We start from the raw sequence: 22,940 nt of genomic DNA, 5'->3' as shown, positions 1-22,940 counted from the left end.
GTTTAAATTTTTATCACAGTTCATATTTTTATATTTTTCGGAAGTTTTCACAGGGACCGAACCTGTAGTTTAACTAAAGACCTTTCATCATTCTGGAACTACTGAGAACCCGATGGCTGCGGCAGCCGCCACAAAATCCCTGTTCAATGTAGAACCGATTAATCTCTGAACATTTACCAAAATTCCGTGTTGGCTATCCGCAGAAGAGATCGCTTGGTCGAATCTATGAGTTAAACTTCCGGAAGGACAGCTTGTTCTAAAGTTAGGATCTTCGGATTCCGTATCGGAAAGATTGATACAGAAAATATTTCTGGAACTTTCGATCTCGGATTGGATTGCACCTTGTTGCCTAAAACTTAATATATTGGAAAGTCCCGGTCCAGTGCTGATGTTTACGCCTTTTTGGATGGTATAATTTCCGGTCCAGATATTCAATACACCTTGTGCGTCATAATAGAAGTCCGCTTTAGTAGTGTCGCTGAAACAAGAGTGTTCTTCTTCTTGGGTCTCTCCGATGACTCCAGTAAGGCGTTCGCCTCCCCATTCTCCTGCCATAAAAGAACCTAATCCTTGGAAAATATTCCCAACGGAAGTATTCACATTCGCTGAGTCTAAAAAAGTCTCCCTATAATTTCCGGTATTCGCAGGATCCCACTGGTCCTTGATCAAGCCAAGATGAACTACTAATCTGTCGGTGATCGTTTTAAGATAATGTCTGCGTCTAGCGCCGTCAGTGGTAGCATCGGCAAAATCGCTCGCAGCTCTGTTCCCTGCGCCGGTACTACTTGTATCTTTTCCCCAAAGTAAATATTCGATCGGATGATATCCTGTTAATACGATCTTATCTTCTTGAGGCTCCGGTTCTCCACCCAAGTTAGTATCGCCGATCTCCCCGTAGATAGAGGCAAAACTTGTGACGCTGTTTCCACCATCGTTAATATACGAATCAACCGCGTCCTCATCCAAAGGCCATGCATTCAACAGACCTTCACAGTCATGAGGCTGAGATACGGAACCTGTAGGCTCGCAATCGAGCACTGTATCGGTGTCAATAGGGCCTTGGCTAAAACGAAAAGCTTCGGTGACCAAATAGCTTGCACGAGCTTTTACCCAGAGATTTCTAAGGTTGGTCAGATCGGAGGCGCTTGGATTTGTGTTAGAATCGAAAGTAGTGACCGCAGCCGCTAAAGTCGATGCATCCAATTCTGCTTGGGTGTAGGACTCGAAGGCAAGATCCGCATATCGATTTAGAAATTGGGATTTGGTTGCGCTAGCCGGGATATCTAAACCTAAAAGTGCCGCGGCGGAATTATCGCTACCCGGACCCTCGCAAGAAATCAGGGAACCGAATAGAAGAATACTAAACAGAACTGATAATATTTTTGTATGGATGTTTCGCATCGAAATCTCCTTTAAATTTGGGAAAAATCCCCGGTCCGGAAAAAAATCCGGCCGGGGCCAGAGATGAACTGTGGGGATGACTCCCTCCGGCTCCTGGGATAGGCACCGGCTTGATTTTGCAAGTGAGAATAAGTCTCAAGAAAAGTCAAGAAGGAATTTTTCCTAGTTCATCATTCCATCTCAGGCCACCTTGGAATTTTTTTGCATAAAATCCCGTTTTGACTTCGTTCATCCAGAGAAACTAATCCTTTGGGACTACACGAAACTGAGGTTGAATCTCAAAATTTTTGAGAAAGGGAACCCGGTCAATCGGAAAAAGGTCGGGAGAGAAAGATTCTTAAACTTCAGGGAGTAAACCATGAGAAGGATCTTCAGTAAGTATTTCGAATGCTGCACTTCTGGCAGATCTTAAACGAAGGGGAGAAGTTTCTCCTTTTCTCTGGACTAAAACTTCGGCTCTCGCTATTTTACTATTCAAACAAAACTTCCAGCCACCGGGAGGATTCGCATAACGTAGGCAGGCGAAGTCCTTTTTATCCGCGTGAATTCTGCCCTCAATTTTTATCTCAGCGGAAGAAGCATGAAACTTCCAATCGAAATACCGATAGCTTGCCCTTCCGAAAGAGGAGAATAGCCCGTTCAGTGCGTATTCTTGTCCATGAAAACGTAAAACGATTGGAGTGATTGCAGGGGTCCATATAGGGCCTATTTTTATCTTTGCAGTAGCCAACTCCAAAAAGGATCCTTCTTCTCCGTCAAAACCCGATACTTGTCCCCAAGCATATTGGTCCGTATGTTTGGAGCCCCAGTTGTGATTTTGGCTCCCTTTCCAGTCTCTTAATTCTATTTTAATATTTTCTAATTTTATAAATCCATTAAGTAATAAGGAAGGTTTTCCGACTAAAACTTTCGCTTTGGGAAAGCCCCCGGAATAAAGATCTTTTGGAAAAAGGAAAAGAGGTTTATCCCCGCCGGAAAAGCTAAGCTCCCATTCTATATTCGTAGAACCGTGTTTGTTTCCTGATTTTCCTTGGAGTCCTTTATGATCCTGGACAGAAGAACCGATCCTGACTTGGAACGGCTCTCCTGAAAATTTGCATTCTGAGATAGGATATTCCGACTTGGAAACATAATGTTTTCCGTTCTCGCCGTCAAAATAGATCGCCCATAATTCTCCTATGGAATTTTGGGGAGAATGTTTCGGAGAAAAAATAGTATAGCGGATCCAAATTGCAAGCGGACGGAGCGGGTGATTTCCTCTTACGAACCAGCTTTCATAATGACCTAGATTCGAATCGGAACTGAATCTCGGAAAATCATAATCTTCATCAATGCTCATAAGGAAATATTCGATCCTTTTTAAGAAGGGGCAACTAGAATCTAAGAGTAAAGTAAAGACCCTACCGAAATTTCTTCTTAAAAAATAGAACGAAAAGATTTATAGTGTCGACGAGTTTGGAGTAAAACTAGAGTATTTGAATATGGAGATCCCTTCCTATTCCCTTTCCGATTGGAGAACCTCGGTCGCAAGATATGCGGAGGAAATTCTTCGCATAGGACACCAAAAGTCCCCGTTCTGGATCGCTGTCCGCACATTCGTTTCCGCATCATGTGAGACTGATGATCCCGAACCTTTTTACGATGATCTAGACTCCGGGTTCAAAAGGGAATTAACGGAAGAAGATGAGGCACGTTTGGACGAAGCTTTGTCTTATTTTTGGGACCAAGCCACTGCGGTGCTTATCGCAATTTCGGAGGCTTACAGCGACGAAGACGAGGAAAGAAGCGAGGAGATTACTGACGAGGCGATTTCTGGGCTTCTTTCCGGATTAAATGACGCAGGCGTAAAAACGATGTCCGACGCGGAACTTCTGGAGATAGCTGTTCTTGTCATAAACAGTCGTTTAAATTTTCATAATGTTCCTGTTGAGAAGGAATTTTCCGTCAAAAGTTTGAATTCTATTCCGGATCTTGAGGAGAGAAGGATCCTAGAACCTTTTGTTACCTTCCTGATCGAGGACTTCAAGAACGTAGAAGACAGGGAGGAAAGATTTGCGTTGTTAATGCAGATCCTTTTTGATACCCTTTGGGCGTTATTTTATTTGGGTCTCGAGGAAGACGAAGAATAGATCATTCTCCCACTTTTTCTCCTACTCTGATTTTTTCCTTTTTAAAAGAAATAATTGCGATCATTAAGCTGAGGATCGCAAGAAAAGAACTCACGATAAAGGGTGCTCCCGGAAAATAAGGCTGCATACCTTCTCTAGTAAAATAAGAAAAAACGAAACTCATAAGCAAAGGGCCTAAGATGGAACTAAGGCTCATCATGCTGCTCATAATTCCCTGAAATTCTCCTTGTTGTGTGGGAGAAACATGATTGGAAATATAACCTTGGATCGCAGGAGTCGCGATAAAACAAAAGGAAAAGGGTACGAGTAACGCATACAGCATCCATTCTTCCCAAGCAAATGCGAATAACGCACTCATTACAACTCTTGCAAAAATCCCCAGATAGGCCGAATTTTTTTGTCCAAGTTTAGGGATGATAATCCTGAGTAGTCCGCCTTGCACAACCGCAAGCGAGGCTCCGACTACGGCGAGAGAGAATCCGATCTTTGCGGCGGTCCATTTAAATTTGTTCATAGTGAAATAGGACCAACTGGTCTCCATACAATGGTTCGCTACGAATATTAGAAATAAAGAAAGTACTAAACCGCTTAAGGGTCCAGGATAACGGACAAGTCCTACCACTGAACCGAACGGGTTCGCCATAACCCAATTGAATTTTCTTCTGTTCTCTTCTGCGAGAGTTTCAGGCAAAACAAAAAATCCATACACCCAGTTCAAAAGAGAAAGAGAAGAGGCAACCCAGAATGGAGCTCTCGGGCCGAACTCGGAAAACAAACCTCCGATGATGGGACCGATAATGAATCCCATACCGAATGCCATTCCTACTAACCCTAAATTTTGGGATCTTTTTTCAGGCGGGCTTATATCCGCGATGATTGCGCCAGCGACTCCGTAACTAGCTCCCGTGATCCCCGCAATAATCCTACCTACGAATAGCCAAAATACATTGGGAGCCAAAGCTAAGAATGCGTAGTCTATACCTAATCCGAAGAGAGATGCTAATAGAACAGGTCTTCTTCCGAATTTATCGCTTAAACCGCCTATGATAGGAGCGCAAAAAAATTGAGTGATCGCGTAAGTGAAGGATAGAAGACCTCCATAAACCGCCGCTTTACTCAGGTCCCCTTGCAACATGTCTTTTAAAAGATTGGGTACTACCGGGATAATGATCCCGAAGCCGATAAAATCGATGAGTAATGTAAAAAGTAAAAATTGAAGTGCGGACTTTTTGGGGACTGTCATATTTTTTATTTTCAGGTTTTGTATTCGAGAAATAATTCTTTCGGAATTCGAAACGACGACTATAAGTTCACGGTAAAAATATTTCGTAAATCAGAATCCGAAACGGTACTAAGGAATTGGAAATAAAATGGATCCTAAAATAAAGATCAGACTACAAGACCCTGAAACAAACTCCGCAATCTTAATGATGGATGCATTATGGAAAGAAATACAGTCCAGATACGGTTTTCAAGCGCCGAACCCGATGAAGGGTGAATATTTTAAAGGTCCTAGATATGGATTTTGGATCGCCGAACTGGACAATCGGCCGATCGGAAGTATTGCGATCACACCTTGGAATGATTCGATTGCGGAATTGGATGTGATGTACGTGAATTCCGAATTTAGGGGAACAGGACTCGCTTCCAAACTGATCAACGAATCGGAGTTATTTGCAAAACAAAACGGATTTAAATCCATTCGATTGAGAGCGGGCGCGCCTCAGCCGGAAGCATTACGTTTTTATGAAAAACACGGATATACTCGTATCGATTCTTTCGGAAAATGGGCTTCCGACGAAACCGCTTGGTGTTACGAAAAATCGATATAGTTAGACCCTTTCTATCGCTATCAGACTGATATCGTCCTGCGGTTGAGAATATCCTAACCATAGGTCCAAATCCTTCATGACCATGTCCGGGATATTTTCGATCGGTTCTTTTGAAAGTTCAGAGATCCGATTCCTAAGCCTGAATTCCCCCCAGGCTTCTTTTTTGGAATTGAATTGTTCAAATACTCCATCCGAAAAAAGGAACATCCTGTCCCCGTTAAAAAAATCCATCTCTTGGTTTTCATAACTTTTATTGTTTTTAAGACCTATAATAGCGCCTGTCCTTCTCAAGTTCGTAAGATTAGAAGAATGTACCAAAATCTGATCGGGATGTCCTGCGGATGCGTAAACAAGTCTATTTTCTCTTGCATAAATATCCACGATGATGGAAGAGAATATGGTCCCTAAAGACGAGAACTTTCTTTGGAACTTGTCGTCCAAAAGATCCAAGCAGAATCCCGGATCTTTTGCTCCGAACTTGATCCCTTCGTACTCGGCTTTGATAGCCATGGTGACTAACGCTGCCTGTACTCCGTGGCCTGTCGCATCCGCAAGAAAGATCCGATAAACTCCGGGAGAAACCTCGAAAATATCATAAAAGTCTCCTCCTACTTCGTCTCTTGGAAGATACTTTACTGCGTATTTTAATTCTTTATAAGACTCTACATTTTCAGGGAAAAGTTTTTTCTGTATTCTTTGGGCTACGAGTAGATCTTTTCGGATTCTTTCCAGGGAATGATTCAATTCGGACGTTTTTTCCCGAACTAGAACTTCCAAATTATCCTTTAGGATATTTAACGCACTGTTTGTGATCCTTAGATTTTCGCTGAGTATTTCGGATTTTCGGAATGCTCTTGCGATCTTTCTGGAAAGCACCAATGATTGGGAAAGAGTAAAAACTAGAAGTCCATAAGGAGAAAGATTGATCCCTCTAAGATTCAATTTGTCCCAAAGTAGATCTATTCCTACCGTGATCCCGAATGCAAAAAATCCCATGAGGAATAAGAGTGAATCTTCTCTTTTTCTCCAAACACCCAAACAAACGGTAAAAAGAACATATAACAGGCCTATGCCGGTTACGATCTGAAAAGGACCTACGATACTTGTAAAAAATCCGATCGGAAATAATAGGGTGACATTGTAAGCGATCGCTAATACCCAAGCGGCTGCGGGCACCCATGAGAACGTATCCTCCGGGAATAAGGAGCGATGGAACATCAAGAAGATCGGAACCGCAGTATAGAAGGAGAAGAACTCCAATCTAAAAACGGACTCCCAAGGAAAGTCGGGAAAAATTTCCAGTACTAGTCTGTTTCCGATCAACGCTACTCTTAAAGTTAATAAAAACGTAAATAATGCAAAATAGAAAGCCGATCTTTCTTTCCTTCTAAAAAGAAAAAGACCGGTATGGTAAAGTCCGATAAGAAGAAGTCCTCCGAACAAAAAGGATTCTCGGGATTGCGTAATCAGTTTTTCCCTATAAATCGCCCCTAAGGTTCCCAATTTTGGAACCTGCCAGAAACCTCCGAAATTATTGATCCAGTTGGAACCTTGGATTAAAATTTCCGTATTCTCCTTCTCTATCCTTAAAGGTAAATATACGGATTTGATCCTAGGGATTTCGGAAGAATGTTCCAGACTCGGAGTGCCGGACGAATATATTAGCTTTCCGTTATAGTATAATCTGTAAGCGGATGCGAAGTCCGGCATAAAGAGGCCGATCTCTTTTTTCAGATCTTCTTCCGGGAAAATAATGGATAAACGAAAACTGGCCGCACCTTCTCTCGGAAGTATTCGGTCTCCTTTTTTAGTATCCTGCCAAGAATTTGGAATGGATAAAAAGTCCCAATTTGTTTGGGAACTTTTTTCCGGAGGAACAAACTCGCCGTAAATGAATTGCCAGTTTCCGTTTAACGGAATGAGCTCGGAATGTTCCGTAATATCCTGAGAGGAAATTTGTAATACTCCGTCCCGGATCGGCGCAGCTTCTAAAGAGAAACAAAAGCAAAAAGTGGAAAGAAGTAAAAGAAACCGCTTCACTTCCCGTTAGGATAAGCAGAACCAGAAGTGTGTCTAATGTTTTTTAAGAACAGAGTTCAATCTATCGGGATAATCCGTAATAATTCCGTCCACACCTGCTTTAATTAATCTTTCCATTTCTTCTGCATCGTTAACGGTCCAAGGGATCACTTTAATTCCCGAAGAATGAGCCTGGAAAACGAATTCGTCCGTCACGTATAAGAAATAAGGAGAAATAATATCCGCTTTTACCTCTTTGGTTTGATTTAAAACAAGTTCCCTTCTGGAATTACCGAGCCCGAATTTCATAGCGGCTCCTTGGGGATAGGTGAGGGAGAATAACGCGGAAGTTTTGATCTTAGGATTTTTCTTTTTCACTAAAGAGAGCGCAGGAAGATAAAAAGATTGGATCGTGGTGCGGTCAGTAACTTTAGCTGTTTCGATCGCTTTGATCAGCAGATTTACATGCGCTTCTAATATTTCATTCGAGACCTGAGACTCAGCATCATTGGGAAATTTGGTTTCTATATTAAATTTAGGGATTTGCCTTCTTTTTCCAGTCCTTTCCCAGGTTTGTATTTTTTCAAAAAATTCTTGGATGGTCAGAAGTTCCGTGCCTGGAACGGAGATCTGCTCCGGGAACTTAGGATTTTTTTTGGTCCCACAATCCAGTTCTTTTAATTCCGCAAGAGTCAATTCGTAGATGGATCTGGGAACTATCTCTGATCCGTCTTTCTTAATACAAATGGCAGGGTTCAGTTCGGAATCATGATGTATTACGATTTTTTGATCTTTGGTCAGAACGGTATCGAATTCGAGTGTGGTCATTCCTTGGGAAAGCGCCTCTTCGAATGCCGGCCAAGTATTTTCCGGTTTCAGACCTCTTGCTCCCCTATGGCCTTGTAGGTCCAGATCACCTTCTAACGGTTTGTTACGGATCTGTTCTCCAGAGCAAGATAGATAGACCAAAGAGAATATTAAGAATGTTTGTTTTATATTAAATAATTTCATACCGTCGATTAGATACTACCAAGTCGTTAAGGAAAGACAATTTTGTAATTTTGAATAATACAAAATCGTATCTTCCCTTTTTTAAAAAATGGTTATAAAGATCATAATATAATTCTCAAGAAGATGCCTGCAATTATCCCCCCAGTTAAAGGAGCAAGAATGGGAAGCCATGCATATCTCCATCCGGATCTTCCCTTGTTCGGGATAGGGAGAATATAATGCGCCAATCGAGGCCCTAGATCTCTCGCGGGATTGATCGCGTATCCTGTGGTCCCTCCCATAGAAAGTCCGATTACCCACACCAAAACGCCTACATATCCCACTCCGATCGGCGTAGTTACATCCGCGATCTGAGCGGAGAAGATGGAATGAATTCCGATAATTAATAAGAATGTTCCTAAAAATTCGCTGATAAAGTTGGAAGGCGGATTGGATATGGCCGGATCCGTGGAGAATACGGCTAAAATTTTTCCCGGATCTTTGGTTTCTTTCCAATGAGGAAGATAATGTAGATATACTGCTACCGCTCCTAAGAATGCCCCGATAAGTTGAGCAGGAATGTATATTGGGATTTTTGAATATTCTCCCGACTGTACCGCAAAAGCTAACGTAACTGCAGGATTCAAATGGGCATCAACACTCCCGAATGCTTTGGCTATAAAAACCCCTAAAATTACGGCGAATGCCCATGCAGCCGTGATCACAATCCATCCGGAATCCTTTGCTTTAGATTTTTCTAATAAAACCCCGGCTACTACTCCATCTCCCAGAAGTATGAGCACGAACGTGCCTAAAAATTCTCCAAAAAAAGGGGATGTCATCTTATATTTTACCTCATTTTTCCCATCAGTCTAACTGTGGCCTTTCTTCCGATCAGCTTAGAGACTTTTACTAAAACCTTATTAGGAAGTCCGGAAACCACAGTGGGGGAACTTCTCTTTTTCAAAGCTGCTAAAGCGTATTCCACCAAAGTTTGCGCAGATTGAGCGATCGCTTTCGGAAAATCCTTCGGATCTCCTCCCGCTCTTTCGAAAAAGTTGGAAACCGTCACTCCAGGGCAAAGCCCCATAACATAGACACCTCTTTTTTTCTGTTCGTACCATAAGGACTCGCTGAAAGAAGTTACGAATGCTTTTGTCGCAGAATACACACCCGAGGAAGGCATAGGAACAAGTCCCAGAGTAGAAGAAATATTCATCAAAGAATCTCCTTCTTTAGAATTTTTTAAAAAAGAATACGATAAAGAGACAAGTGAATCGATATTAAGACGGGTCATCGCCTGTAATCTGGGCAAATCCGCCTTATGAAAAGGACCGTACACGCCGAATCCCGCGTTATTTATTAATAAATCGTAATGGTTTTCTTCTAATTCCTTTTGGATCTTTGCGGTCGATTTCGGGTCGGACAAGTCGGCAACGATAAATTTGTGACCTTTTCCAAGTTCATCCATCAGCTGTTTAAGTCTTGCTTCATTCCTTGCAACTGCGGTGATCATATAACCTTTTGCAGCAAGTTGTTTCGCGAATTCTCTTCCGATCCCTTCGCTTGCTCCTGTGACTAAAGCTTTCATCCTTTCCTCCCCTAAAATTTCCCGAAAAACTAGGAATTCGTTTCGTTCTAAAAGTTTTCGCAGAATTGTTCCGCAAGATCGGCTAGTTGAGCAAGCTTAAAAATATCGGCGCTTTAGTAGAATCTTTCTAAAAGGTTTCGTAAAAGGCCGTGTGGATTTCAAGACTCCGAGGGCTTATATATTCGGTCGGTTTTGTAAGAGTTTTTCTCTCTCTTCTTCCATGATCCGGATCGATTTGCGAGTATAATCCAAGATGATCTTTAATTCTTCAGCCGTATAGCCTGAGAGCTGTTCCCAAACGGATTTGGCTAAACCTTCGAATAGGCTTCCGATTTTTTGCATAGCCGCCATGTCCTGGGTTAGAAAAATTCTCACCTTTCTTCTGTCGTTCGGGTCATTCTTACGTTCCACAAGCCCCTTCTTTTCCAACCGATCAATGAGAGAAGTTACGGCACCGGTGCTAAGTCCCATTGTTTTAGAGATCTCTCCCGCAGTTTGGGGACCCAGTGTAAATAAAAAGTCCACACATTTGTGGTCCGTGATATGTAGCCCAAGCCGATCTGCGATCGTCTGGTGGAACAAAATAGATACAGTGCTCAGGTTTTTGGAATCGGTCATAATGGATTCCATCAATTCGGGCTTCGTTTTTGGGATTTTTTTGTCTTGCAATTATTTTGACCGTCAAATATCTCGATAATCAAGATAATTAATCGTCGAGTTAATTCGATCTAAGGAGAACAAACATGGCAGAAAATAGCAAGAACGAAATTCCGGCTTATTCCTTGGTCTCAGCTTTCACGGTGATCAAAACCGCATTCGGAGGATAATATGAAAGGGGAGAGACCCAATTTTATAATCGTAGGATCCGGAATTTCAGGACCTTCTCTTGCATTATTTCTAAAAAGGGCAGGGTATGGAGTCCGCCTAATGGAATCCTATTCTCGTCCGGCGGAAGATATAGGAGGTGCTCTTCAAATTGCACCTAATGGAATGAAGGTGATCAGAGAATTAGGTCTGACTTCTGAAATGTTGAGGATAGGAACGGTTTCCGACGAATTGATTTTCCGAAATCATGCCGGAAGGGTACTTGCAATGATCCCTAACGGTTCCGTTACACAATTTGGAGAACCGGCGATCGTGGTTTCCCGCGCAAGATTCCATCTTCTTTTATTGGAAGCGGCGGAGAAGGAAGGAATTCCGACCGAGTATGGAAAAAAATTCTCACATGCTGAGTTTCCTTTAGATGGAGGAGTGATCGCAAAATTCGAGGATGGCAGTATTGCTGAGGGTGATTTTTTGATCGGAGCAGACGGGAATCATTCCAAGGTCCGCAGTTTTCTTTTTCCTAATTTTCCAAAACCTGAATATACTGGAATTTTAAATGCGGGAGGATTTGTTCCCGCGAATGTGATCCCCGAAAAATATTCTAAAAGAGGACCCATACATTTTACTTTCGGACCGGAAGGTTTTTTCGGTTTCGCTGCTTGCGGAAATACGGAAGATACTTCCTGGATGTGGTGGAGTAATATTCCTCGAGATAAGGAACTATCCAGAGAAGAAATGAATTCCTTAGACGATCGGTCTTGGAAAGAGAAAATATTAGAAATACATAAAGGATGGCACGATCCTATAGAAAGAATAATCCAGGCTTCTTCCATTATCCTAAAAGGGAATGTTCACGACCTGAGAAGTCTTCCTAAATGGGGAAACGAAAAAATTTTGTTAATAGGCGATGCAGCTCATGTAATGAGTCCACATACCGGCCAAGGGGCTTCTATGGCTTTGGAAGATTCTCATACTTTATTTTTACTTTTAGAAAGTTCCGATTCGATTCAGAAAGCGTTTAGGGATTTCGAAACGATCAGAAGACCTAGAGTAGAAAGAATTATAGAGGAATCTAGAAGGAATGGGAACAGAAAGAAAAAGCTGAGTCCTGTGGGTTGTTGGATCAGAGATAGGATCCTAACCCTGGCCTTACCAAGTTTCGCTAAGAAAGGACAGGATTGGATGTACAATTACGAGGGAATCAAATAGATCCCCTCGTTCTTAGAATTAATATGATTTTTTCCAGCGTTGGTTGCTGCCGTTATGGAATTCCCATTGGTGAACCAAAGAGCCGTTGCTATTCGCTGAAGCGTCTACAGCATATAACGAATTGATACGATTTCGGATAGTATCTCCCACGAAATCGAATCTCATATTATTCATGTCCTTACAATCCCAGAGAGCGATCTTTCCTCCGTTACGAGTTTCTCCACCGTTATCCATACATTTATATGGATTCAGTTTGCTTCTGAGGAAACTGTTTCCTGCATCGTAATACCATTTTTGAGCATCCGTTCCGTTACAGTTATAAACTTGGATCCTTGCTCCGTTTGCAGTGCTGCTATTGCTTACATCCAAACAGAGATTAGAGGCTTGGTTAACCAAAGCGAAGTAAGGAGATTCGTAATTTTTCTCCCAACGTTGATTATTTCCGCCATGCCAGGTCCATTGACTGACCAAGGAACCGCTGGTAGAACCGTTCGCATCCACCGCGATGGATTGATTCTGCCTAACTCGCATAGAATCGTCGTAAAAATCGAATCTCATATTATTCATATCTTTACAATCCCAGAGGACGATTTTTCCTCCGTTCCAATTCTCCGCCCCATTATCCAAACACTTGTCAGTATTCAATTTACTTCTGAGATAACTTGTGGAATGTTCATAGAACCATTTTTGAGCGTTAGTTCCGTTACAATTCCAAACTTGAACACGAGCATTATTCTCAGTGCTGCTATTGCTTACATCTAAACATAGATTGGATTGTTTACTTTTTAAAGTAAAGTATCTCGGTTCCAAATCGTTCACATCCATACAAGCTTCGAAAGCATATTGTGAAAAACGAGGGCTTGCAAAGTCCACCATCGCGATATTCAAACGTTGTCCCGATTTTTTAGCTTCTCTATCCAAATCATAAACGAAACTTGCATGATCCAATTTATCATTGGTAAGATCCTGTATACTTCCCCAGTACGGAGGGAAAATGATCTGAGCCGCATTAGGAGTGAGGATCATCTGAGCTACGTAAAATTTTCCCTCTCTATTATCCTTGATGCGGGCCCTTAGTCCGTTGACTAGGTCGGATTCACTTCCGGTATTCTGCCAATCGCTCTTCATTGTTTGTCCTTGGTTCCAATACAGTTCGGACAAAGCGGAATAATTTCCACCGCCCCAGATCAGGATTACGTTCTTATCCAAGTCCCAAAGTTGGGAAAAGTTAACTGAATTTCCTAAATAACGTGGAGCCATTCTGGAACCTAAATAAGGAAGAACCAACTGGTCTTTCAGTTCATAATGTTCCGCATCGTTCATACTGTCCACGTTTTGGATATGTACGAACACGATCTCTTTCTTACGATTATTCACGAACGTGGAAAGATGTTGAAATACTTCCTGAGCCGGAACGGAAACGCTGGACCCGTGATGGATCCGAAATTGTCCGTTTATTTTTTTGATCCTAAGGTCGAAGTAACGATACCCGAGAGATAATTGTTCCCCTACCGTGTATTCTTGGGTTTGTGAAATATTCTCGTCAATTCCCTGGATCCCATAAGTTCCCGAGTCATGCGTTCCTGGAATACAAATGTTTCTTAGCTGAGTATTAGATTTGGACAAGTATCCGCTGCTCATCCAAGACTGCGGATCGATTTGCAGTTTTGGAGCATATACAGGAATTGGGCTTCTCCCGTTTTTGCCTTTAGTGCCCCCGCCCTCGAAAGGGATCCCGCTTGGTTGGTCCAAAGGAGCTGGGGTTAGGTATTCTGCCTTGTAATTTATGTCAGCCGAAAGAGAACCACCGGACTTACCGTTGGATTGGACTAAAAATAGCAAGGAATCGTAGTTTGAGGAGGAATCTTTACATCCCGCCCCGACTAGGGACACAGCGCAAATAAATGCGGCAGCAACGATTCGAGGGAGAAGAGTCGTGGATCTTTTCATTTTTTCACCATTCAAATGATCTTTTTTATGCATTACAAAAACTTAATGCTTTGCTCCGGTATCCGGAGTAGAAAAAGAAATACTCGAAAGTTTATCCCTGTCAACGTCCTTTCGAATATTTTTAAAAAGTTCACATAACGATCGTTTTCTAAAGAATGAAAAGGTTATAGATATATTATCTTAATATAATCGGAATATAAGAGTCTCCTTGGTTACTTCTTGGAACTTTTTACTCTCCGTTGATCGATAGTCTATGTTGTGAGGACGGACTATAAGGGGGATTTTTCGGAATGGACAGAAGGGAAATCGTTTTGACGAGAAGAATGTCGTTTTCATCCTGACAGCAAAGAATCCGTTATGAAATTATATCCGAGCGATAAAAATGAATCTCTATCTTCTTGGTGGTTACGTTTTCGTTTGAACCATTGGCCTTGTTTGTGGTGTACCGGGGGGAAAATACAATTCATCTCTTCCGATATGAGAGAGCTTCATGTTAGCCTAAAAAAAAATTTACGTACATTAAATCGAGTAGGAACAATTTACGGGGGAAGTATCTATAGCTCCGTTGATCCGTATTATATGTTGATGATGATGTGGATTCTCGGGCCGGATTATGTGGTATGGGACAAGGCTGCAAAAGTAAAATTTGTCCGTCCCATTCTTGACAAAGTGAAGATCCGATTTTTGATCACGGAAGAATTGATCCAAAAAACGAAACAAGATATATTAGAAAAAGGTGAAATTGTTTTCGATCTTCCTGCAAAGTACGAGGACGAAGAAGGAAACGTATACGCAACTTTCGAAAAGACGATCTACGCCGCTTCCAAGGAATTTTATGAGAAAAAGCTGGCCGCTAAAAACATAACATCCGCTTTTAAGCCCGGCAAAAGAAGTTAAATTAGAAGTTTCCTGTTTGGACTTTTTGCAGAAGAATATCGTATGTGGAACCGTCTTCCGGATACATTGCCACTCCCAAGGAGACGGTAATTTTCACTTTTCCCCAAGAACCGTTGGAGCTATACTCCGAAAATAATCTTTTGATTTTCTCCGCTCTTTCCAAAACAATATTCTTGTGCGCTCCGGGAAGAAGGAGTAAGAATTTTTCACCTCCGATCCGAGAAGCGATATCACTTCTTCTGGAATTTTCCAAAAGTATCCTACCCATTTCTTTCAGAAGGAGGTCTCCTCCGCTATTACCGAAAGTCTCGTTGATCTCTTTTACACCGTCTATATCAAAAAAAACCACTCCGATGGTGGTCCCACTTCTTTCCGCTCTATGCAGTTCCGCAAGGAAAGATTCGATCATATATTCTCGATTAAAAAGCCCTGTGAGTTTATCACGGATCTCTAATTCTTTAATTTTGTTTTCTCTTCGTCGAAAAAGGGCTTCGTATCTTTTTGCCTTGGCTTCTAAAAATGTCTTTTCTGTGATGTCCCTAAAATAGAACGCTTTTGCAGGTTCTTTTTCATCTATAAGGATTGGAATTGTCCTGCATATAAATCTTTTTTTACCCGAAGTAAGGTGTAAGGTAAGATGAGAATGTTCTTTGGAATCCGCTTGTGAGAGTTTCGGATACCAAGAAGATTGTTTCAGGTCATTTTTTTCGGGAACAAGCCCAAGTTCTTTCGCCTGAGAATTTGAATCCAAAAGTTTTCCCTTATTATCGGAGATTAGGATCGCATCTTCCTGGTTTTCCAGAAAGTTCGGATTTCGGATCCAGTAGTTTTTAGGAGAAAAAGACATGAAAAAATTCTATTCGAAAAATTATCCCCGATTTACAGGAAAATCAATCTTCTTATGAGTCGCCGAGGGTTCGATCCGGAGGAAGATTTTATTCGTAAATTTTTAGGATTTGTTTAGCCTTATGTCGAATTGCTTCCTGCAATTCCAAGGGTTCTAGGACAAAGACGGAATCACAATATTGCAGCATATTTCCTAACGCCCATTCCTTGGTTTCCATATCGATTATCATTTCTGTAAAACCTTTTTGTATAGGTTTTTGGTTCAGGCATTTCATGTAAGGAATACTTTTGATATGTTCCGCAACGGAATCAGTGACTTTAATTTTGATCAGATATTTAGGGACTCTGGATTTGAATTCCTTGATCCATTCTTCCCAATATTTTCCGAGATCGAATTTTTTAGGTCTTTCGAATCTTTCCGTTGTGATTGTCGCTTCTTTGATCCGAGAGATCCGATAAACCCTCATTTCTTTTCCTCGTTTGGCAACTACATACCAGATAGTGTCTTTTGCCACAAGTCCGTACGGGTCTATGATCCTCGGTTCGGGTTTTCCTCCGTCTTTTTCGTAGATGATCTTTACTTTTTTTTCCTCCCAAACTGCGTCTTGTAGTATAGGAAGAACCGGAAGTTCTCGGATCGCGCGCCCCCAACCTAGACCGTCTATATGAATTCTTTGTCTGGCTGTTTCCGCATCTTTTTTATATGCGGGAGGGAGAGAAGCCATCAGTTTGACGAATGCGGAATCGAAATCCTTCTTCTTTCCTAAATCTTCCAAGACCCGAGAAGAATGTACAAGAAGCAGAGAGATTACTTCTTCCTTCTTAAAGCCGGTAAGGTTCGTCCTATAACCTTCGCTTAAACTCCAACCTCCGCCGATCCCTCTTTCCGCATAGATCGGAATACCGGCGGAAGAAAGAGCTTCCATATCCCTATGCACTGTTCGTTCGGAAATTTCCAATTTTTTGGAAAGTTCCTTAGCGGTGGTCCTTCCTTTCGCCTGTAGATGTAGAAGGATATTTAGAAGCCTATCAGCTCTCATAAATTTAGTATAAATCTATAAATATGACAGAACTTGTCATGTATAATCTTCTATACTTGTTTTTATGATTACTTTAGCAACTTCCGTTTTTGGCATCGTTCTTTGTAAAGGTGAAATTATCAAAACCTCCGTTCACGGTCCTACGGGAAAAATTTCCTATAGAGACGAGGGATTCGGCGGTATACCTGTGGTATTTATCCATTCTTTTGGCGGAAATGTTTCTCATTGGGAAGAGATAAAAGAGGCGCTCGTCCCTAACAGAAGAGTAGTCCGAATAGAACTCAGAGGGCATGGAGATTCTGAATTTCCAAAGGACGGAGATTATAAGATCTCTTCTATGACGAAGGATCTTGCCACAGTGGTAAATCTTCTGGGATTACAAAGATTCGTACTCGTCGGTCATAGTATGGGAGGAAGTGTCGCATTACAATACGCAGGAGAAAATCCAAGTAGGGTGGCAGGATTGGTTCTTGTAGACTCCAATGGGGACCCTAAAAAATTGCCTGAGTCCGTTCGTGCTCAGATCAAAAACGCCTTACTTTCGGATGCTTATGTGCAAACTACGGAATCTTATTGGGAACAATTGTTAGCAAATTCTAAACCTGAAGTAAAAGAAAGACTGATGAAAGAATTAACTAGGACTCCAAAAGATATGGTGATCAAGATCACTTCCGAATTATTGGATTATAATCCGAACCATTCTTTAAAAAGATTTGTAGGCCCAAAACTTGCGATCGTTACTCCCGAAAACGACGACCAGTATGCATTGCATAGATTACATTTAGGATTTCCTCATAGGGTGATCTCAAATGCCGGGCATTGGTTGCAATTGGACCAACCGGAAGAATTTCGCAATATTTTGGAAACCTTCTTACAAAAATTCTAAGATACGAAAAAACTCCCGGATGTTCGTCCGGGAGCCCACTACAAGATTTTCATCGAACGAGAGTTATAGATTATCGTAGGAAAAAAATTTCGGAAATCCCGTGTGATTTTCGAATTTCTGATTTAATTGATTTCGGAATTTTATTAGTATTACTTCCGCTTTCCGTAAAAGGGCCGGGAAATTCAGCTTTCGACCCGAGGAAAACAAAGACGTTACATCGTCCAATTTCGAATCAAAATCCTATGAAAGCCTTAAAAGTTATTCCACTTCTACTATTTTTGATCCTTATATTATTCTCCTGCCGCAACAAAAACTCTTCTAAAATTTCTCCCCTTGCCGAAGACGGGGTTTTGGATCTGAGAGATTGGAATTTTGCGGACGATGGGATCGTAAAATTGGATGGAGAATGGAAATTTCAATGGATGAAACTTAGCGTTTCCAGACCGGATCTCGGCCCTAAAGACGTGCAAACTCATATTGTGAATGTTCCGGGAAATTGGAATCAAATCCCTAAATTAGAAGGGATGAATCCTTTAATGGCATTCGGTTATGGAACTTATACATTAAAAATTATTCCGGGCCAAAATCAGGGAAGGCTCATGATGCACTTCCAGGGTGCGGGAACTGCCGCTTCCATTTATGTGGATGGGAAGAAGATCATGGGAAATGGTGTGGTGGGTCCCGATAAGAATTCATCTCGTCCTCAGTATCTTCCTCTTTACGTTGCGATCGGCCAACCTACTAAAGAGATCTTAATCCAAGTGGAGATATCGAATTTTAATCATTATAAGGGAGGACTTTGGGAATCCCTTAGAATGGGAACGGAAGCGGATCTTCTGAACTTCCGTGATAATAGCTCTTTTAGCGAAATGTTCTTGTTCGGAAGTATTATCATCATGGCATTGTACCATTTCGGTCTGTATTCTTTAAGAAGAAGGGATATGACCGGATTGTTTTTCGGAGCATTCTGCGCTAGCATTTGTCTTAGGATATTCGTAACGGGAGAAAGATTCCTGATCCAGAAATTTCCGCATTTGCCTTGGGAATTCTTTAATAAATTGGAATATATTTCCTTTTATCTGGCGGTGCCATTCTTCATATATTATCTGGACGCATTGTATCCGCATTCATTCTCCGCTAAGTTAAGAAAGTTTTTTATCGGGTTTAACCTTGTCGTATCCGCGATGGTGATCGTGACTCCGGCGAGTATTTATACTCATACTTTGATCCCATTCCAAGTATGTTTGATTTTTGTAATATTATGGATCTTCTTCGTATTAGTCCGATTGGTAAGAAACGGGGCGGAAGGTTCCCTCATGGCGATCGGCGGAGTGATCGCTTTAACTGTGGCCGCTATCAACGATAGTTTGTATTCTCAGGCGGTGATCAATACGGGATATTATCTTCCTTTAGGACTATTCGTTTTTATCTTCGTACAATCTTATCTACTTTCTTTCCGGTTTTCTCAGGCGTTCCTATATATAGAACGTCTATCCGATAACTTATTGGAAGTGAACAAGGCCTACAGTAGATTCGTTCCATTGGCGTTTCTGAAGTTTTTGAACAAGAGCGATATTACGGAGATCGGTTTGGGAGATCAGGTCCAAAGAGAAATGACGATTCTTTTTTCGGATATCAGATCCTTTACACAACTTTCCGAAAAGATGACTCCCAAAGACAATTTCGATTTTTTGAATTCTTATATGAGAAGAATGGGACCAATTATCCGTAAACACGGCGGTTTTATAGATAAATATCTAGGGGACGGGATCATGGCGCTCTTTCCTAGTCTGCCCGACCAAGCTTTGGACGCCGCAATGGAAATGCTCCGAGAGCTGGAGGGTTTAAACCAATCCAGGGCAGATAGACATTATGAACCGATACAGATCGGTATCGGACTTCATACGGGGACATTGATGCTTGGAACGATCGGGGAAGAAGAAAGAATGGACGGGACGGTGATCTCGGACGCGGTGAATCTTGCTTCAAGGATCGAGGGACTAACTAAGGAGTTCCATGCGAATCTTCTACTTAGTGAAAGCACATATCGTAAGTTGAAGAATCGCAGGAAATATTCTTTCAAAAAATTGGGTAAGGTCAAAGTAAAGGGAAAATCCAAGTCCAGCGAAGTATACGAGGTCTTGGGTTGATCTCACTTTTTAGGGAACTTCTGTTTATAAAAATCTAATGCCCTTAGGATCAGCTCTTTCGCTACCTCGGGGCCTTCCGGTTCTTCTACCCTAACTTCTTTTTTTTCCAATTGTTTATAAACGGAGAAGAAGTGGGTCAACTCCGCCCTGAAGGAATTCGGAAGTTGGGACACGTGTTCTATACCGTCGAAACTTCTATCCCCCGAGGCGACCGCTAGGATTTTTTCGTCACCTTCCCCCCTATCTATCATTCTCATAACACCGACCACTCTGGCAGGCACTAAACAAAGCGGGGGAACCTCTTCCGAGCAAAGAACTAAGATATCCAAAGGATCCTTATCATCTCCCAAGGTTTGAGGAATAAAACCGTAATGAGCAGGATAATGTGCGGAAGCAAAAAGTACCCGATCCAATTTGATGAGTCCTGATTCCTTATCCACTTCGAACTTAGCCTTACTTCCGGAAGGGATTTCCACAAGTGCGTGGACTTCATGAGGAGGATTCGGACCGGGGCTGGCCTCGTGCCAAGGATGTTGTATCATGCGGAGATCTTGGAACCGGATGGATGTATAGCAAGCATATTCCCACTACAAATTTGTAGGAATTCCAACAAGCTGCTGTTCAAACGGATTAAGGCGAACTGCGCTTATATTGTCTATTTAAGTAAGTATGCAATATCTATTCGAAAAACGTAATAAGACATATTTTTTGTAAGAGTAATGCTTTGGAACTAATTTTGGAGCGGTTATGAAATTATACTTAACATAAATAAATATTTAATCTATTATATTATCTTAAAATTCCGAATAATCCCTGTATTATTTTCGTCTTCCTATTTTAGGAAGAAATTTATTGAATTCTTTTCGGATGTTCAAATGGAAACGATGACAACACTTGATCAACAAGACCAACCAAATAATGAGTTCGGAAAATTCGCCTCTTTCAGGCCTACCTATTTACAGATCAAATCCAAAGACTCTTATCCTAACGATGAAAGGCCTTATTTCAGCCCTGAAATGGAAAGGCTTTTATTGACTGCGGGTGAATCTACGAATAGTGAAGGATTAAATTCGGGTAAGATCCCTACTTACCCGGCAACCGCAGAACTGGATTACAAGTTTGTGGAGGAAATAAGCGAACTGATCTCCAAGGGTTTAGTATTGGTTGTTCCTAGGATCTTTGCCAAGAAGAACACGGGGGAATTAGAGATCGTACTCCATGTATTGGGAGCCAAATCCTCCAAAAAAGGAAATCCCGAAACTGTGAGGGATATATTCTTTCAGATCGTCCGAAAATCAGCAGGCACGATCAGAAATTTCGAGATCTCCTCCCAAAACGATCGGGAGATCGTTTTAAACGAAGTGTTATATTCTTTGGCGGATGGAAATATTCCGCATTTTAAGTACGCATATACAGATAAGGCCAAAGAATTATTAGGAAAAATATATCATAAAAACATAATGCAGAAGGAGTTGTTGGATGATTATTATAAACTCATCCATTCGTTCATCCAAGAAGAGGAGATCCTTACCAGGACTTCTACCTGCGGTTATATTCATGTTCCGGACCAGGATGCGGATATATTGTTTACGCAAGTTTCCGAATTGTACGAAAAAAAAGTAGTCCCTAAATTAGTTTCAGAAAATCCAAAATTAGCGGAACAATTGGTCTCGATACGAGAGGCAATACTTTCCGACGAATCCGGTATATTGAACAACGATCCATTGTTGATCCGAAAATCCATTTACTCGGAAGAATTTGCAAAGTTAACCCAACTTTCAGGGAATAAAGGCGCCTATTCTGACTTCTTTCGTTTAGCCAGAGTAATTTCTCAGAAATCTTTGGAAAGTGATATGTTCCTGAAAGGTGCCAGAGAGAAGAGCGTAGAGAACGGCCTTAAAAAAGTAGTGTTAAGCGGAAAAGGAGCTATGGCACGTTATATGTCTTTGTCCATCGGAAGGGATTTGCCATTCGATTCGGAAGTGATTAAATCCGTGCAACATGACTCCAGCTTATTAAGCTGCATTTACTATAGTCCGGAAGGTCCTGAATTGTTTATCTGTCCTTGGGACAAGGTTTTGATCAAAAATATGCTCCGCGAATTGTCCGAAAAATTCGCGTTTTACAATATGACCAGCCTTAGCTTTCTGTTGATGTTATTCAAAAACAAGGACAAACTTCTTCCTTTGCTATCGGACGAATCTGCCGCGGAGGATTTTCGGAATGTAGGTTATAATTGTCTTTCTCACACATTTCCTTGGTATAGGAGGTTGGCATTTTTTTTAGGGTTTAAAGGAAATATGTTAACCGATGTTTTTCGAGAGTTGGGAGATATCCAATACCGCCAAATGGGAGAAAAACTGAAGTTTGAAGAGAAGATCAGTGCGATCCGACAAAAACTTAGAGAAGAATTGATCATAGAAGTCCGGGAGAATATGGCCGGGATTCTAGAAGGTAAATCCTAAAATCTCCATTCGTTTGCTAGGCAGAATGGGTCTCGGTCAAACCGAGGATCCATTCTTCATCTATGATTCAGGTTTTCCGTTCGGATCTAAAAAATATGTTGACCGGTCTATTATTTACTGATTTAAAGGTCTGATGGGTCAGAAGGGAGAAATCGCGAAGGAAAAGATGGTCCGTGCCATGGCGGAACGTCTGGAAGTCGGGGGATATGCGGGAACCGGGTTAAACGATATCGTAGAAGACGCAAAAGCCCCGAAAGGATCGATCTATTTCCATTTTCCCGGTGGGAAGGAGGAATTGGCCTCTTTAGCTCTTCTGGTATCGGGCAATGAATTGGCCAAGGAACTGAAAGCGGTTTTGGATTCCGCCAAATCGGTTCCATCCGGGATCCAAACGATATTTTCCGCCTTGGAAAATAGGCTTGTATCCTCCGGTTTTTCCAAGGGTTGCCCGATTATGACCACTGCTTCCGAGACCGCTTCGGAACCTTCTTTAGTGAACTCAACTTGCGCTGCGGTTTTCCAAGATTGGATCTCCATATTGGATTCGTTTTTCCGGAAAAACGGATTCGAGGAGAACAAGTCCGGCGAACTCGCAGTAGGTATTCTTTCTTTATTGGAAGGAGCCATCCTGATTTCCAGGACCAGCCGAAATACGAATGCGATACGATCCGCTTCGAAAACGGTAAAACTTCTCGTTTCGGAGAAATAAT

At 41.7% G+C, this 22,940-nt stretch carries 20 protein-coding genes; 8 read left to right on the top strand and 12 right to left on the bottom strand.

Going from position 1 to position 22,940, the window contains the following annotated elements:
* Positions 1 to 87: 87 nt before the first annotated feature.
* Together LEP1GSC192_RS04140 and LEP1GSC192_RS04130 are read right to left on the bottom strand one after the other, a co-directional pair.
* Positions 88 to 1,401 carry an imelysin family protein gene (locus LEP1GSC192_RS04140; RefSeq protein WP_020768541.1) on the bottom strand — a complete coding sequence of 438 codons (1,314 nt, stop codon included), beginning with the start codon at positions 1,399 to 1,401 and terminating at the stop codon, positions 88 to 90.
* Between the two features lie 337 nt (positions 1,402 to 1,738).
* Positions 1,739 to 2,740: a hypothetical protein gene (locus tag LEP1GSC192_RS04130; protein WP_020768591.1), complete on the bottom strand. Its 1,002-nt coding sequence runs from the start codon at positions 2,738 to 2,740 to the stop codon at positions 1,739 to 1,741.
* Between the two features lie 142 nt (positions 2,741 to 2,882).
* Here LEP1GSC192_RS04130 and LEP1GSC192_RS04125 point away from each other — a divergent pair, with 142 nt between their 5' ends.
* Positions 2,883 to 3,530 carry a hypothetical protein gene (locus LEP1GSC192_RS04125; RefSeq protein ID WP_020768666.1) on the top strand — a complete coding sequence of 216 codons (648 nt, stop codon included), beginning with the start codon at positions 2,883 to 2,885 and terminating at the stop codon, positions 3,528 to 3,530.
* A 1-nt stretch (position 3,531) separates the two neighbouring features.
* On the opposite strand, the gene LEP1GSC192_RS04120 is transcribed toward LEP1GSC192_RS04125, so the two are convergent.
* The gene (locus LEP1GSC192_RS04120; protein WP_020768596.1) at positions 3,532 to 4,773 is read right to left on the bottom strand and encodes a tetracycline resistance MFS efflux pump; all 1,242 of its coding nucleotides are present in this window, start codon (positions 4,771 to 4,773) and stop codon (positions 3,532 to 3,534) included.
* Positions 4,774 to 4,900: 127 nt separating this feature from the next.
* Here LEP1GSC192_RS04120 and LEP1GSC192_RS04115 point away from each other — a divergent pair, with 127 nt between their 5' ends.
* Positions 4,901 to 5,362 carry a GNAT family N-acetyltransferase gene (locus tag LEP1GSC192_RS04115; RefSeq protein ID WP_020768693.1) on the top strand — a complete coding sequence of 154 codons (462 nt, stop codon included), beginning with the start codon at positions 4,901 to 4,903 and terminating at the stop codon, positions 5,360 to 5,362.
* On the opposite strand, the gene LEP1GSC192_RS04110 is transcribed toward LEP1GSC192_RS04115, so the two are convergent.
* From LEP1GSC192_RS04110 to LEP1GSC192_RS04090, 5 genes are all read right to left on the bottom strand, one after another.
* Positions 5,363 to 7,402, bottom strand: a complete 2,040-nt coding sequence (locus LEP1GSC192_RS04110; protein WP_020768635.1) for a PP2C family protein-serine/threonine phosphatase — start codon at positions 7,400 to 7,402, stop codon at positions 5,363 to 5,365. It lies immediately after the preceding gene.
* Positions 7,403 to 7,435: 33 nt separating this feature from the next.
* Positions 7,436 to 8,392, bottom strand: coding sequence for a glycerophosphodiester phosphodiesterase (locus tag LEP1GSC192_RS04105; protein ID WP_020768544.1), 957 nt, complete (start codon positions 8,390 to 8,392; stop codon positions 7,436 to 7,438).
* Positions 8,393 to 8,493: 101 nt separating this feature from the next.
* Positions 8,494 to 9,213: an MIP/aquaporin family protein gene (locus tag LEP1GSC192_RS04100; protein ID WP_020768605.1), complete on the bottom strand. Its 720-nt coding sequence runs from the start codon at positions 9,211 to 9,213 to the stop codon at positions 8,494 to 8,496.
* Between the two features lie 8 nt (positions 9,214 to 9,221).
* A complete protein-coding gene (locus tag LEP1GSC192_RS04095; protein WP_020768531.1) occupies positions 9,222 to 9,962 on the bottom strand; it encodes an SDR family oxidoreductase in 741 nt (246 codons plus the stop codon).
* A gap of 174 nt (positions 9,963 to 10,136) precedes the next feature.
* Positions 10,137 to 10,580: a MarR family winged helix-turn-helix transcriptional regulator gene (locus LEP1GSC192_RS04090; protein ID WP_232420951.1), complete on the bottom strand. Its 444-nt coding sequence runs from the start codon at positions 10,578 to 10,580 to the stop codon at positions 10,137 to 10,139.
* A gap of 210 nt (positions 10,581 to 10,790) precedes the next feature.
* Here LEP1GSC192_RS04090 and LEP1GSC192_RS04085 point away from each other — a divergent pair, with 210 nt between their 5' ends.
* Entirely contained in the window at positions 10,791 to 11,996 is a 1,206-nt protein-coding gene (locus LEP1GSC192_RS04085; protein ID WP_020768557.1) for an NAD(P)/FAD-dependent oxidoreductase, read from the top strand.
* Positions 11,997 to 12,014: 18 nt separating this feature from the next.
* Here LEP1GSC192_RS04085 and LEP1GSC192_RS04080 read toward each other — a convergent pair whose 3' ends face one another.
* On the bottom strand, positions 12,015 to 13,946 hold the full coding sequence (locus LEP1GSC192_RS04080) for a ricin-type beta-trefoil lectin domain protein (protein ID WP_020768699.1): 1,932 nt from the start codon (positions 13,944 to 13,946) through the stop codon (positions 12,015 to 12,017).
* A 357-nt stretch (positions 13,947 to 14,303) separates the two neighbouring features.
* Here LEP1GSC192_RS04080 and LEP1GSC192_RS04075 point away from each other — a divergent pair, with 357 nt between their 5' ends.
* The gene (locus tag LEP1GSC192_RS04075) at positions 14,304 to 14,843 is read left to right on the top strand and encodes a DUF4442 domain-containing protein (protein ID WP_020768538.1); all 540 of its coding nucleotides are present in this window, start codon (positions 14,304 to 14,306) and stop codon (positions 14,841 to 14,843) included.
* A gap of 1 nt (position 14,844) precedes the next feature.
* Here LEP1GSC192_RS04075 and LEP1GSC192_RS04070 read toward each other — a convergent pair whose 3' ends face one another.
* Together LEP1GSC192_RS04070 and LEP1GSC192_RS04065 are read right to left on the bottom strand one after the other, a co-directional pair.
* Entirely contained in the window at positions 14,845 to 15,690 is an 846-nt protein-coding gene (locus LEP1GSC192_RS04070; RefSeq protein ID WP_020768640.1) for a GGDEF domain-containing protein, read from the bottom strand.
* Between the two features lie 88 nt (positions 15,691 to 15,778).
* Positions 15,779 to 16,729: a YafY family protein gene (locus LEP1GSC192_RS04065; RefSeq protein WP_020768598.1), complete on the bottom strand. Its 951-nt coding sequence runs from the start codon at positions 16,727 to 16,729 to the stop codon at positions 15,779 to 15,781.
* 64 nt (positions 16,730 to 16,793) lie between these two features.
* Here LEP1GSC192_RS04065 and LEP1GSC192_RS04060 point away from each other — a divergent pair, with 64 nt between their 5' ends.
* Both LEP1GSC192_RS04060 and LEP1GSC192_RS04055 read left to right on the top strand, forming a co-directional pair.
* On the top strand, positions 16,794 to 17,615 hold the full coding sequence (locus LEP1GSC192_RS04060; RefSeq protein WP_020768562.1) for an alpha/beta fold hydrolase: 822 nt from the start codon (positions 16,794 to 16,796) through the stop codon (positions 17,613 to 17,615).
* Positions 17,616 to 17,857: 242 nt separating this feature from the next.
* Entirely contained in the window at positions 17,858 to 19,765 is a 1,908-nt protein-coding gene (locus tag LEP1GSC192_RS04055) for an adenylate/guanylate cyclase domain-containing protein (protein WP_020768556.1), read from the top strand.
* 2 nt (positions 19,766 to 19,767) lie between these two features.
* Here the strand turns inward: LEP1GSC192_RS04055 and LEP1GSC192_RS04050 are convergent, their stop codons facing one another.
* Positions 19,768 to 20,304, bottom strand: a complete 537-nt coding sequence (locus LEP1GSC192_RS04050) for an inorganic diphosphatase (RefSeq protein WP_036089002.1) — start codon at positions 20,302 to 20,304, stop codon at positions 19,768 to 19,770.
* A gap of 336 nt (positions 20,305 to 20,640) precedes the next feature.
* On the opposite strand from LEP1GSC192_RS04050, the gene LEP1GSC192_RS04045 reads away from it, so the two are divergent.
* Together LEP1GSC192_RS04045 and LEP1GSC192_RS04040 are read left to right on the top strand one after the other, a co-directional pair.
* Positions 20,641 to 22,230: a hypothetical protein gene (locus LEP1GSC192_RS04045; RefSeq protein ID WP_020768583.1), complete on the top strand. Its 1,590-nt coding sequence runs from the start codon at positions 20,641 to 20,643 to the stop codon at positions 22,228 to 22,230.
* Between the two features lie 178 nt (positions 22,231 to 22,408).
* Positions 22,409 to 22,939 carry a TetR/AcrR family transcriptional regulator gene (locus LEP1GSC192_RS04040; protein ID WP_232420950.1) on the top strand — a complete coding sequence of 177 codons (531 nt, stop codon included), beginning with the start codon at positions 22,409 to 22,411 and terminating at the stop codon, positions 22,937 to 22,939.
* The last annotated feature ends 1 nt before the right edge of the window (position 22,940 follow it).

The organism is Leptospira sp. B5-022 (genome assembly GCF_000347035.1).
In the GTDB taxonomy this organism is placed as follows: domain Bacteria; phylum Spirochaetota; class Leptospiria; order Leptospirales; family Leptospiraceae; genus Leptospira_B; species Leptospira_B cinconiae.
Note: the sequence above shows the minus strand (reverse complement) of the source record. Positions and strands in the feature narration are given on the sequence as shown.

Bases quoted from the DNA above. Each gene is read 5' to 3' on its own strand.
- LEP1GSC192_RS04065 (WP_020768598.1), bottom strand. From the start codon at position 16,729: ATGAGAGCTGATAGGCTTCTAAATATCCTTCTACATCTACAGGCGAAA.
- LEP1GSC192_RS04105 (WP_020768544.1), bottom strand. From the start codon at position 8,392: ATGAAATTATTTAATATAAAACAAACATTCTTAATATTCTCTTTGGTC.
- LEP1GSC192_RS04140 (WP_020768541.1), bottom strand. From the start codon at position 1,401: ATGCGAAACATCCATACAAAAATATTATCAGTTCTGTTTAGTATTCTT.
- LEP1GSC192_RS04055 (WP_020768556.1), top strand. From the start codon at position 17,858: ATGAAAGCCTTAAAAGTTATTCCACTTCTACTATTTTTGATCCTTATA.
- LEP1GSC192_RS04090 (WP_232420951.1), bottom strand. From the start codon at position 10,580: ATGACCGATTCCAAAAACCTGAGCACTGTATCTATTTTGTTCCACCAG.
- LEP1GSC192_RS04075 (WP_020768538.1), top strand. From the start codon at position 14,304: ATGAAATTATATCCGAGCGATAAAAATGAATCTCTATCTTCTTGGTGG.
- LEP1GSC192_RS04045 (WP_020768583.1), top strand. From the start codon at position 20,641: ATGGAAACGATGACAACACTTGATCAACAAGACCAACCAAATAATGAG.
- LEP1GSC192_RS04115 (WP_020768693.1), top strand. From the start codon at position 4,901: ATGGATCCTAAAATAAAGATCAGACTACAAGACCCTGAAACAAACTCC.
- LEP1GSC192_RS04100 (WP_020768605.1), bottom strand. From the start codon at position 9,213: ATGACATCCCCTTTTTTTGGAGAATTTTTAGGCACGTTCGTGCTCATA.
- LEP1GSC192_RS04125 (WP_020768666.1), top strand. From the start codon at position 2,883: ATGGAGATCCCTTCCTATTCCCTTTCCGATTGGAGAACCTCGGTCGCA.
- LEP1GSC192_RS04095 (WP_020768531.1), bottom strand. From the start codon at position 9,962: ATGAAAGCTTTAGTCACAGGAGCAAGCGAAGGGATCGGAAGAGAATTC.
- LEP1GSC192_RS04130 (WP_020768591.1), bottom strand. From the start codon at position 2,740: ATGAGCATTGATGAAGATTATGATTTTCCGAGATTCAGTTCCGATTCG.
- LEP1GSC192_RS04120 (WP_020768596.1), bottom strand. From the start codon at position 4,773: ATGACAGTCCCCAAAAAGTCCGCACTTCAATTTTTACTTTTTACATTA.
- LEP1GSC192_RS04040 (WP_232420950.1), top strand. From the start codon at position 22,409: ATGGCGGAACGTCTGGAAGTCGGGGGATATGCGGGAACCGGGTTAAAC.
- LEP1GSC192_RS04070 (WP_020768640.1), bottom strand. From the start codon at position 15,690: ATGTCTTTTTCTCCTAAAAACTACTGGATCCGAAATCCGAACTTTCTG.
- LEP1GSC192_RS04085 (WP_020768557.1), top strand. From the start codon at position 10,791: ATGAAAGGGGAGAGACCCAATTTTATAATCGTAGGATCCGGAATTTCA.
- LEP1GSC192_RS04060 (WP_020768562.1), top strand. From the start codon at position 16,794: ATGATTACTTTAGCAACTTCCGTTTTTGGCATCGTTCTTTGTAAAGGT.
- LEP1GSC192_RS04080 (WP_020768699.1), bottom strand. From the start codon at position 13,946: ATGAAAAGATCCACGACTCTTCTCCCTCGAATCGTTGCTGCCGCATTT.